The 12,353-nt window shown below is 45.1% G+C and carries 9 protein-coding genes; all 9 read right to left on the bottom strand.

Features of this window, described 5'->3' with window-relative positions; genetic code table 11:
• Positions 1-53 precede the first annotated feature (53 nt).
• The 9 genes from DWW86_RS11090 to lepA all read right to left on the bottom strand — a co-directional run bounded on the left by DWW86_RS11090 (position 54) and on the right by lepA (position 12,223).
• Entirely contained in the window at positions 54-1,169 is a 1,116-nt protein-coding gene (locus tag DWW86_RS11090) for a hypothetical protein (protein WP_117943137.1), read from the bottom strand.
• Positions 1,166-1,600 carry a hypothetical protein gene (locus tag DWW86_RS11085; protein WP_117943135.1) on the bottom strand — a complete coding sequence of 145 codons (435 nt, stop codon included), beginning with the start codon at positions 1,598-1,600 and terminating at the stop codon, positions 1,166-1,168. Before DWW86_RS11085 ends, DWW86_RS11090 begins: the two co-directional genes overlap by 4 nt.
• A 140-nt stretch (positions 1,601-1,740) precedes the next feature.
• Positions 1,741-2,466, bottom strand: a complete 726-nt coding sequence (locus DWW86_RS11080) for a ComF family protein (RefSeq protein WP_286187704.1) — start codon at positions 2,464-2,466, stop codon at positions 1,741-1,743.
• Positions 2,467-2,519: 53 nt separating this feature from the next.
• Positions 2,520-4,748: an SF1B family DNA helicase RecD2 gene (gene recD2, locus DWW86_RS11075; RefSeq protein WP_117943133.1), complete on the bottom strand. Its 2,229-nt coding sequence runs from the start codon at positions 4,746-4,748 to the stop codon at positions 2,520-2,522.
• A 116-nt stretch (positions 4,749-4,864) separates the two neighbouring features.
• Positions 4,865-5,854 (bottom strand): rod shape-determining protein, encoded by a 990-nt coding sequence (locus DWW86_RS11070; RefSeq protein ID WP_117943131.1) that lies wholly within the window; start codon positions 5,852-5,854, stop codon positions 4,865-4,867.
• Positions 5,855-5,960: 106 nt separating this feature from the next.
• Complete coding sequence (uvrA, locus tag DWW86_RS11065; protein ID WP_117943129.1) at positions 5,961-8,801, bottom strand: excinuclease ABC subunit UvrA; 2,841 nt, start codon at positions 8,799-8,801, stop codon at positions 5,961-5,963.
• 14 nt (positions 8,802-8,815) lie between these two features.
• Positions 8,816-9,958: a radical SAM family heme chaperone HemW gene (hemW, locus tag DWW86_RS11060; RefSeq protein ID WP_353652698.1), complete on the bottom strand. Its 1,143-nt coding sequence runs from the start codon at positions 9,956-9,958 to the stop codon at positions 8,816-8,818.
• Positions 9,945-10,349, bottom strand: a complete 405-nt coding sequence (locus DWW86_RS11055) for a hypothetical protein (RefSeq protein WP_117943127.1) — start codon at positions 10,347-10,349, stop codon at positions 9,945-9,947. The genes hemW and DWW86_RS11055 overlap by 14 nt, the downstream gene beginning before the upstream one ends.
• Positions 10,350-10,414: 65 nt before the next feature.
• The gene (gene lepA, locus DWW86_RS11050) at positions 10,415-12,223 is read right to left on the bottom strand and encodes a translation elongation factor 4 (protein ID WP_072522967.1); all 1,809 of its coding nucleotides are present in this window, start codon (positions 12,221-12,223) and stop codon (positions 10,415-10,417) included.
• Between the last annotated feature and the right edge of the window lie 130 nt (positions 12,224-12,353).

The following is a 12,353-nucleotide window of genomic DNA, read 5'->3' as shown; positions in this document are numbered from 1 at the left end:
CTCTCTTCTCCTTTTGCTGCAGATTTTTATGTAATGCCGTAATCAGGCTGAGCTTAAAGATCCTTCAGTGATTCCTCAAGCTTCTTCTCAAAATCAATATCATCAATGTCAGCTTTTTCGACAACGGAAGCTTCTTCCTGAACAGGTTTTCTCTTTGCAGAACGATTCTCGGATTTTGTTTCCTTCTGGAAAAGCGGTGCTGTATAGTCCGCTGTTTTCTCTGATACTCTTCGTTCTTCTCTGTCTGTCTCACCGTTAATCTTCTTGATGCTTCTCTCAGAAGTAGCAACCAGTGCTTTCGGAACAGCTTTTACATAGTAATAATACTCATCGTCTTCGTATTCGAGCCGCTCTGTTCTGGTATAATCTCCACCGAAAACAAAGAATTCCAGTATGATTCCGATCAAAACTGCAACTACTGTATAAATGATCAGAGATACCATGGAAACTTCGACACCAAAACTCATACTTCCTGCAAGCATGATCACGATATAAAGCACACCACCTGCTACTATGGCGATCCGCCATGCATAATCCATCATGCGGGTACGGATCAGATTAACTACAAGAACGACTACAACAAATGCAATTACATTCAGCCACATCTCACCGTTTTTCATAAGTCCATCAGCCAGAAGTGTAATCTTGCCCATCATATCAAGATCAGATCCCATCAGAACCTGAGACTGTACTCTGATAAAACGTACGAAATAATAAATAATTACGCCGCCAGCTGCCGGAAGCGCAGAAACCGCACTGCTCAAAAGGCCGCATCCAACCGGAAGAAGTGCCGGAAGATCAAATCCAAAAGCAAGCGGTGCAAAAATAAGGACCAGGTTCCTGCCGCTGCTAAAACGGAGAAACAGAATCAGCATAAACAGAATCAGCACAAGCATAAAGGCTGCAACTTCGATTCCAAGAGCATAACTGTGTCCGACCATCAGTGCAAAACCTGTAAAGATCATCATACCGGATGGAAGGATACAACAAATCAGTGCGAGGATCAGAACTACAAACATACTGTCCAGTGCTTTCATATATCCCATATTGGTATTGATCCATGTAAAATAAACCGCTGCAAGAATAAATTTCAGCAGAGGCAGCAGATATATTTCATACTGTGCATATAATCCTTTTAATTTTTGTTTAAATTCCAGTAATGCTGTCATTTGCGATACCCTCCTGCGGCTCCTTTGCCGGATGCTTTTCTTTCTTCCCTGACGTAAATTTTACTCAGTGAAGTTAACTGACCATAGTACTCCCGGACACTCTTCTTTGCGCGGTGATATTTGACCGAATATTGTATATAGGTCAAAACAGAATAAACTATCAGAACGACCAGATAGCCGATAATAATATAAGCACCAAGTGCCACCAGATTCATCTTATGAATGTTTTCAAGAAGATATTCCCCAAAATAAACAGCTACAGCTGCCACGATCAGCACATATCCAATCGTCACAAGGAAAAAGTTCTTAATCAGTGCCAGACCAATATAATCGCTTCTGTAATATCGACTGACAGGAAGATATTTTCTGCCCTTGCCCTGCTCATACATGGCAAGCTTTGTCATTATCTTGACCTTTTCTTCATTGATCATATTCTGCTCCTCATAAACTCTATTTCTGAATTAAATAATATAACTATTCAGTAAAAAAAGTACTGAACAGTTACGAAATAATCATATTTGGATTAATTGTAACATATATCCACAACCATGAAAAGTGTTTTTTCTCCGGTCTACAGCTGTCCGATGCATAAAGTAACGAAATAAATTTCCCCGGCGCCACTTTCTTTCAGACATTCTGCAAGTGTTTCAATCGTGCTCCCGGTCGTATAGACATCGTCGACTATCAGAATCCTAAGACCCCTCACTGATTCCGTAATCCGAAAAGCATCCTTCAGATTTCCCATGCGCTCGGCCGCATTCAGTTTTTTCTGAGATTTTGTCTCTCTTTTCTTTACAGCAAGCCCTGCAGCTACCGGAATCTGTAAAAGTTCTCCGATTTTTTCCGCAAGATCTTCTGCCTGATTAAATCCTCTGATACGTTTCTTGCGACACGTCATCGGTACAGGTACCAGAATGTCCGGATTCCAGCGCTTTATCTGAGTTCCGACATATCTGCTGATTTCTTCTGCATAATACTGTCCATATTCCCGGCTGCCGTAATATTTATATCGCAAAAGCGACTGTTTCATCTGCATATTGTATAGAAAAACGCCCCGTCCCTGACAAAATCCCCGCTTCCTGCTTTTACAGTCCGCGCAGTATTCTTCTGTCTCTGATACAGGTTTGCCGCATTTCAGACAGTAATGTTCCTCTATCAGATGAAAGCTTCCTCTGCATTCCGGACAGATATGAACCTTTTTTCCCGGCAGTATTTTGTTACATGCCGGACACCGCGACGGATACAGTGCTTCCAGAAATAATTCTTTACCTTTCTGGAGGCATTCTGAAATCCCCATAATTATTATTTTTTTATTCAGAATATGCCTTTCTCCCCGATGGCACGCTCTCTTTATTCAGCTTCCTGAATTCTCCTGTCAAGGGAACTGTATCTTCTCTGCTGTTTTTCGTTATTGATCATTTCGCGGAAAGTCTCTTCACTTCCGACCACTGTAACACATTTTCTTGCTCTCGTTACTGCAGTATAAAGAAGATTTCGGTTCATCAGCATCCGCGGACCTGACAAAATCGGAATGATCACAGCCGGATATTCTGAACCCTGTGACTTATGTATCGTAACCGCATAGGCAAGTTCCAGTTCGTCAAGCTGTTTAAACGTATACTGCGCATAACGTCCATCTTCAAATTCCACCTCTGCAAGCTCGGCAAATTCATTGATCATACGGATAATTCCTGTATCACCGTTAAAAACACCGACTCCCTTGTCTACCGGAATCCCATATCTGCCACGCACTTCCCACTCAAGCTGATAGTTATTACGAATCTGCATGACTTTGTCACCTTCACGAAAAAGTCCCTGTCCGATTTCTTTTTCTTTTTTAGACGGATCCGGTGGATTCAGATATCTCTGTAATATCTGATTCAACCGTTCCACACCCAGAAGGCCTTTACGCATCGGTGTGAGTACCTGTATCTCAAACGGCTTTGCTTCGACATATTTCGGAAGTTTTTCCTGGATAAGTGCGATTACTACTCTGATGATAATATCTGCATCATATCTTTTCAAAAAGAAAAAGTCCCGACTTTTATTGTTGATCTCAACCTGTTCTCCACGATTGATCTTATGTGCATTCACGACAATATCACTCTCAGATGCCTGACGGAAGATTTTCTTCAGTTCTACAACCGGAAACTGTCCGCTTCGGATAATATCTCGCAGAACATTTCCCGGACCGACACTCGGAAGCTGGTTCTCGTCACCGACCAGAATCAGTCTCGTTCCTGCAGTCACTGCCATCAGAAGAGAATGCATCAGATGAATATCCACCATAGACATCTCATCTATGATGATCACATCTGCTTCCAGCGGATTCTCCGCATTTCGTTCAAAATGAACCGGCTGTCCTTCCCGGTCATCTTCCGGCATTCCGGTCAACTCCAGCATACGGTGAATAGTCTGTGCCTCATATCCTGTTGCCTCCGTCATACGCTTCGCAGCTCTGCCGGTCGGTGCTGCCAGCCGAAGCTCCGCACCTTCACTTTCAAAGAAGCGTATGATTGCATTGATCGTTGTCGTCTTACCTGTACCGGGACCTCCTGTCAGTACCAGAAGTCCATGTCCGGCAGCTTCTTTGACTGCTTTTTCCTGCATCTCATCCAGCACCGTACCTGTCTCTTTCTGGATCTGGCTGATCCTGCGCTCAACACGCTCTTCATCCTCCGGACAGTCAATATCCAGTTCCCGTAGCATCCTGGCTGTATTTAATTCCAGATAATAATACTGTGCCGGATAAACAAGTACCTGTCCTTTTTCTTCTTTCTGAATGATCTTTCGTTCCATCGAAAGGTCTACCAGATGTTTCTCCATGTAAGAAGCATCTACTCCGAGAAGCTGCTCCGCTCTCTTAAAAAGTTCTTCCTTGGGCAGATATACATGTCCTTCCCCACCTGCCTGCAAAAGAGTATACGACAACCCACTCTTTATCCTGTAATCTGAATCTGTATGAATTCCGATCCGATATGCGATCTCATCAGCGATCTTAAATCCGACACCACTGATATCATCTGCCAGGCGATATGGATTTTCCTGCAAAACACTATACACGGAATCCCCGTATTTCTGATAGATCCTGGCCCCGAGATTCAGAGAGATTCCATATTTCTGTAAAAACATCATGACCTTTCGCATTTCGGATTTCTCTGCAATCTGTATTGCAATCTCGTGTGCTTTTTTCTCACTGATTCCCTTGATTTCTGCAAGACGCTCCGGCTCTTCTTCAACAATCCGAAGTGTATCTGATCCAAAATGCCGCACGATCCTGCCTGCCAGTGCTGCACCTATACCCTTAATAGCGCCGGAACCCAGATAGCGTTCCATAGCCATGGCATCTTCCGGCATCTTCTCTGTCAGCCGCACTGCCTGAAACTGTTTGCCGTATACGGGATGCTGTATAAAGCTTCCCTCTGCCTCGATCGATGCTCCCTGCGTAATGACGGGAAATGTACCGACACAGGTCAGTTCATCCTCATCTTTTACGCCTTTCAGTACCATCACTGTATATCCATTGTCTTCGTTCCGGAAAATGATATGATCAATATATCCGGTCACACATTCACTCATACCTGCCTCTTTCTTCCTGTTTTCTTTCGGAATTTCTCTTCAAACCATAATACAGCAAAAAGCCAGAATATTTATGATACACTTCACAAATACTCATGGCTTTTATCTAATGCCGGTCAGGCATCCATTCTGTTCATTATTTCCGCATACATCCCTGTACCCACAGCCACAACATGCATCGAATCCTGAACAGTCAGTGTATTGACTCCTGTCCTCTGTTCGATCAGTGTGTCCATGCCTTTAAGAAGTGCGCCACCACCTGCCAGAACGATTCCCCGATCGACAATATCTGCGACCAGTTCCGGCGGTGTTTTTTCAAGAATGCCATGGACAGCTTCTACGATCTGTCCTGTAGCATCCTTAAGAGCCTCACGGATTTCTTCTGATGTAAGTTTTATTTTTTTCGGAAGACCAGTAAGTACGTTTCTTCCTTTTACTTCCATGACCTGAGGGTTTACTTCCTCGATTGCAGTTCCGATTCTGACTTTGATCGTCTCCGCGGCATCTTCACTGATAAACAGCCCATGCGTCTTACGGATATAGCTGATGATTGCCTGATCAAAAGAATCCCCTGCCACCTTGATTGTCGAAGAAACTACAACTCCACCGACTGAGATCACGGCAATATCTGTCGTGCCTCCGCCAATGTCTACGATCAGATTTCCAAACGGTTTTGTAATATCCACTCCGGCTCCGATTGCTGCCGCGATCGGTTCTTCTACGAGATAAACTTCACGCGCTCCCGCCTGATATGTTGCTTCTTCTACGGCTTTGCGCTCGATCTCCGTGATTCCACTCGGTACGCAGACACTGATTCGCGGCTTACGAAACGCCCGGCGTCCCATTGCCTTTGTGATAAAATATTTCAGCATTTTTTCCAGCACCACAAAGTCCACGATCACTCCCTGGCGGATTGGTCGGATCACTTCCATGTTGGAGTTCACATGATTGCTTATCTGCTTTGCTTCTTCTCCGATCGCACGGATCTTCTCAGTATCTTTATCATATACAACGACAGACGGTTCCTGCAGTACAAGACCTTTGCCTGTAGAATATACAAGACAGTTCGTCGTTCCAAGATCTATTCCTATATCGTTTGCAGGCATAAAAATCCCCTTCCGTAACAATTCCAATTCTTATATCAGAAATTATTATAAACAACTTTCATCAAAATGAAAAGCCCTTGTTCTACCTGTGAACAGTAACCTGTATTTACTTAAGATATTTAGCCACATACTGTCCGGTATAAGAATCCGGGCATACGGCAATCTCTTCCGGTGTACCGGTTGCGATAACAGTGCCGCCCCGGTCACCACCTTCCGGTCCCATGTCAACAATGTAATCTGCGGTCTTGATAACATCCAGATTATGTTCAATGACAACGACCGTATTTCCATTTTCGGTCAGTCGCTGCAGGATTTCTACCAATTTGTGTACATCTGCAAAATGGAGTCCGGTCGTCGGCTCATCCAGAATATAGATTGTACGTCCGGTGCTTCTCTTACTCAGTTCTGTCGCAAGCTTGATTCGCTGTGCCTCACCGCCGGAAAGCTCCGTGGACGGCTGTCCCAGACGAATATAGGAAAGCCCCACATCATAGAGTGTCTGGATCTTTCTGCGGATAGACGGAATATTCTCAAAGAAAGTCAGCGCTTCTTCTACCGTCATATTCAGCACATCGTAAATGCTCTTGTCTTTATATTTGACTTCCAGTGTCTCTCTGTTGTAGCGTCTGCCCTTGCAGACCTCGCACGGTACATAGACATCGGCAAGGAAATGCATCTCGATTTTGATGATGCCGTCTCCACTGCAGGCTTCGCATCGTCCACCCTTGACATTAAAGCTGAAACGGCCTTTCTTGTAACCTCTTGCCTTTGCATCTGCTGTCGATGCAAACAAATCACGGATCTGATCAAACACACCTGTATAAGTAGCCGGATTAGATCTCGGTGTCCTTCCGATCGGTGACTGATCGATGCTGATCACCTTATCAAGCTGATCCAGCCCCTGAATCACTTTGTGTTTACCCGGAATCACTCTTGCACGGTTCAGATCGCGTGCCAGTGTCTTGTACAGAACCTCATTGATCAGAGAACTCTTGCCGGAGCCGCTCACACCTGTCACACACGTCATAATGCCAAGCGGAATATCAACATTTACCTGTTTCAGATTGTTTTCTGCTGCTCCCCGGATCTTCAGCCATCCGGTCGGCGCTTTACGTTCAGAAGGTACCGGAATCTTGCACCTGCCACTTAAGTATGCCCCTGTCACAGAACGCGGATTCTTCATAAGTGCCTCAGCTGTGCCGATTTCTACAAGTTCTCCACCATGTTCGCCGGCTCCCGGTCCGATATCCACCACGCAGTCTGCCGCACGCATCGTATCTTCATCATGCTCAACTACGATCAGGCTGTTTCCAAGATCACGAAGGCGCATTAGCGCGCGAAGGAGTTTATCATTATCTCTCTGGTGAAGACCGATACTCGGCTCATCCAGAATATATGCAACTCCGACCAGTCCGGAACCAATCTGTGTCGCAAGACGGATACGTTGCGCCTCGCCACCGGAAAGCGTCGCTGTCGCACGACTCAGAGACAGGTAATCCAGTCCGACTTCTGCAAGGAAACCTACTCTTGCACGGATTTCTTTCAGAATCTGTTTTCCGATCAACTCCTGCTGCTCCGTCAGTTTCAGTTCTTCCATAAAAGCTTTAAGTTTCTCTATAGAAAGTGCAGTCAGCTCATAGATATTGCAGTCACCCACAGTTACTGCCAGAGATTCCTTTTTCAGACGCTGACCTTTACAGGTCTTACATGGCGTAATGCGCATAAAGGTTTCGTATTCCTGTTTCATCGCATCTGATCCTGTCTCGCGGTATCTCTGCTCAACATTTTTAATCAGGCCCGGGAAAGCAACATCATAGATTCCCTCTCCTCTCTGACCTTTATAATAAACCTTGACTGCATGACCGTTTGTGCCATGGATCAGGATATCTTTTATCTTGTCCGGATAATCTTCAAACGGCGTATCCAGACTGAATCTGTACTCTTTTGCCAGCGCATCCAGAATTGCTCTCGTAAAGCTTCCCTTATCCGTACAGGACTGCCAGCCCATTACAGCGATTGCGCCCTGCGAGATGCTTAAGGATTTATCCGGTATCATCAGATCAATGTCAAATTCCATTTTGTATCCGAGACCGAAGCAGTCCGGACACGCACCGAACGGATTATTGAAGGAAAAACTTCTCGGTTCGATCTCATCAATACTGATCTGGCAGTCCGGACATGCAAAGCTCTGACTGAATGTACGGATATTGCCATCCATCGTATCGATCATCAGAAGCCCATCTGACAGATCCAGGACTGTCTCAATAGAATCAGACAGACGTTTCTCAATTCCCGGTTTGACTACAAGACGGTCTACAATAATCTCGATATTATGCTTGATATTTTTGTCCAGCTTGATTTCCTCGGAAAGTTCATAGAGATTTCCGTCAATCTGCACCCTTACATAGCCACTTCTCTTCGCCTGCTCCAGAAGTTTTGCATGCGTACCTTTACGTCCGCGGACAACCGGGGCCAGAAGCTGCAATTTCGTCCGCTCCGGCAGTGCCATAATATGGTCTACCATCTGATCGACAGTCTGCTTCTTGATCTCTTTGCCGCATTTCGGGCAGTGCGGAATACCGATACGTGCATACAGCAGTCGGAAATAATCATAGATTTCTGTAACAGTTCCCACGGTGGAACGTGGGTTTCTGTTGGTCGATTTCTGGTCAATAGAAATTGCCGGAGGAAGTCCCTCAATTGATTCCACATCCGGTTTTTCCATCTGTCCCAGGAACTGTCTCGCATATGAAGACAGAGATTCCATGTAACGTCTCTGGCCTTCCGCATAAATTGTATCAAAAGCCAACGAAGACTTACCAGAACCACTGACACCTGTCAGTACCACAAATTCATCTCTCGGAATATCTACACTTAAGTTCTTAAGATTGTTGACATTTGCCCCTCTGATCTTAATAAATTTTTTCCCCGGTGTTCGTTCTGCCATCTTTCTCTCCTCTGTCACTCATCCAGCAGAAAATCTGCCAGAATATGGTTACTCACATGTATTCCCTTACGTGTGAGACACCATTTTGTCTCTATATGCTCCATAAATCCTATTGCTTCATATTTTTGCAGGATATCTCCATAAATATCCATAATACGGATGCCAAATGTCTCTTTAAACAGTTTTTCAGAAATACCTTCTGTCATTCGCAGTCCGAGAAACATAAATTCCTCAATCTGTTCGTTGCGGGACAAAACCGTCACTTCTTTACGGATCTGCTCCAGTTTTCCACTATCTGTCAGGTATTCCTGCATCCGCCCTGTATTAGAAAATCGCAATTCCCTGTACAGAGATGAAGCACCCAGACCGAATCCCAGATATTCCCGGCGCTGCCAGTATCCTGCATTATGCCGGCACATATATCCCGGCTTCGCATAATTGGAAATCTCATATTGCTGATATCCGTATGTTCCAAGAATCTCTGCCGTATCCTCATACATCTGGTACTCTGTGTCTTCATCCGGAAGATCAAGCTCTCTCTGCGCAAACGGAGTTCCCTCTTCAATAATGAGACTGTATGCCGAAATGTGTTCGGGATTTAACTCTGCCACCTGGCGCAGATGCTGCCGCCACGCCTCCCCGGTCTGTCCCGGAATGGCAAACATCAGATCTATATTAATATTGGAAAATCCGGCTTCTCTCGCCCACTGATAACTCTGCAAAAACTCCTCATAGCTGTGAATCCTGCCCAGCATCTTTAATTCCTCTGCATCTGTCGACTGCAGCCCAAGACTCAGACGGTTAATTCCGGCATTACGGTAAGTCATCAGTTTCTCTGAATCCACTGTCCCCGGATTGGCTTCAATCGTTACTTCCGCATCCTCACAGAAGAAAAATTTCTCCTGTAAAGTCCTCATAACAGAAGCAATCGCCTCTGCTTTCAGTGCAGAAGGAGTTCCTCCTCCGATAAAAACAGAAACGATCTCATAGTCTTCTGTATGCTCCACTGCATGGATTTCCTGCAATAAAGCTTCTATATATCTCTCCTTCGTCTCCTCATCCGATGGTCCGGAAAGGAAATCACAGTACTGACATTTACGGACACAGAACGGAATATGAACGTACAGCTCTAATGGTCTGCGCCTAATATTCTTCACCATCATCCTCCTGATTTTCGGAGTCATATGAATCTTCGGAATTATCATACTCATCTGAACTGTCAGATTCACTCATATCCTCAGAATCATCCGTACTGTTTGAATTATCTGCATTACCGGAACCTGCAGTACTGTCCGTTACTGTCACCGCACCCGGATTTTCTGCCGCATAGATATTCACCATCGTAACATCACCATTCGTTGTTACTGCTGCGGAATCGACTGTCTCCGGTTCAGGTGTCGGGGACGGTGTCGGTGTAATGCTGATCTTAAGGACCTGCTCCGATGCCGGATCTGTCTTTTTCTTCTTTCCACAGCCACATCCGACAAGAGCCAGACAGCAAGCCAGTATGCATACCATCATAATCGATTTAAAGAATCTGCTTTTCATAGTCCTCTCCCCTTTCTTCGGGAACAAAGATTATTTGTAACTGTTCAGTGTCCTCACAGTTACGATTATTTATCATCCAGTTTTAATACGCTCATAAAGGCTTTCTGCGGAATCTCCACATTACCTACCTGCCGCATTCGTTTCTTACCTTCCTTCTGTTTCTCCAGAAGTTTCTTTTTACGGGAAATATCACCACCATAGCACTTCGCAAGTACATCCTTACGCATGGCACGTACTGTCTCTCTGGCAATGATCTTGCTTCCAATGGCAGCCTGGATTGGGATCTCAAAAAGCTGTCTCGGAATCTCTTCCTTAAGCTTCTCACACATCTTGCGTCCACGCTCATAAGCAGTATCTGCATGCACGATGAAAGAAAGCGCATCGACTTCTTCTTTATTGACAAGGATGTCTAGCTTCACAAGCTCACTGCGCTCATAGCCACACAGCTCATAATCAAGAGAAGCATATCCTCTGGATCTGGATTTCAGCGCATCAAAGAAGTCGTAAATAATCTCATTCAGCGGAAGTTTATATTTCAGAAGCGCACGTGTTTCTTCCATATATTCCATACCTTCATACTGTCCACGGCGTTCCTGACAGAGATCCATGATCGCACCGATAAATTCTGTCGTCACCATGATCTCGGCATTTACCATCGGCTCTTCCATATATTCAATTTCAGACGGATCCGGAAGATTCGACGGGTTCGTCAGCTCGATCACTTCACCATTTGTCTTGTAGACTTTATAAACAACGCCCGGCGCAGTCGTCACAAGGTCAAGATTGTATTCTCTCTCAAGACGTTCCTGAATGATTTCAAGATGAAGCAGCCCAAGGAAACCACAGCGGAAACCAAATCCAAGAGCAATAGATGTCTCAGGCTCAAAAAACAGTGATGCATCATTGAGCTGAAGCTTCTCCAGCGCATCACGGAGATCGCCATACTTCGCACCATCTGCCGGATACAGACCACAGTATACCATCGGCTGTACTTTCTTATAGCCCGGAAGTGCCTCAGCACATGGTCTCTCATTATCAGTAACGGTATCACCCACACGGGTATCACCAAGATTTTTAATGCTTGCTGTAATATATCCAACCATACCGGCAGTCAGCTCATCACACGGAATAAACTGTCCTGCGCCAAAATATCCTACTTCAACAACCTCTGTCGTAAATCCGGTTGCCATCATACGGATCTGTGTGCCTTTCTTCACGCGTCCGTCCATAATACGGCAGAATACAATAACGCCCTTATAAGCATCATAAATTGAGTCAAAGATCAGCGCCTTCAGCGGTGCATCTACATCCCCGTGAGGTGCCGGGATCTTCGTCACAATCTGCTCAAGCACTTCACCGATATTCAGTCCGGTCTTCGCAGAAATACGTGGAGCATCCTCTGCCTCAAGTCCGATCACATCTTCGATCTCACTGACAACACGATCAGGATCCGCGCTTGGCAGGTCAATCTTATTGATGACCGGAAGGACATCCAGATCATGATCCAGCGCAAGATATACATTCGCAAGTGTCTGCGCCTCGATACCCTGTGCCGCATCTACAACCAGTACTGCGCCGTCGCAGGCAGCAAGACTTCTCGACACCTCGTAATTAAAATCGACATGTCCGGGAGTATCTATCAGATTGAAAATGTATTCTTCTCCGTCACTGGCCTTATATACGATTCGTACGGCCTGTGACTTGATCGTGATTCCACGTTCTCTCTCAAGTTCCATATTATCAAGAACCTGAGACTGCATCTCACGCTCGGTCAATGTACCCGTCTGCTCGATAATACGGTCTGCCAGTGTGGATTTGCCGTGGTCTATATGTGCAATAATGCAGAAATTGCGGATTTTACTCTGATCTATCATTCTGCGGTGTTCCTCCTTATGTATCTGACTGTCATTTCAAATAAGTTCTTTCTTATATAATCTTTCTATAATAAAGATTTGTATCATGGGGCATTATAGCATAAAATTTTACCTTTAGTCCAGTTCTTCC

This window comes from Ruminococcus sp. AF17-22AC (assembly GCF_003460065.1).
Lineage (GTDB): Bacteria > Bacillota > Clostridia > Lachnospirales > Lachnospiraceae > Blautia_A.
The sequence above is the reverse complement of the archived record's forward strand: the minus strand, read 5'-3'. Positions and strand labels throughout refer to the sequence as shown.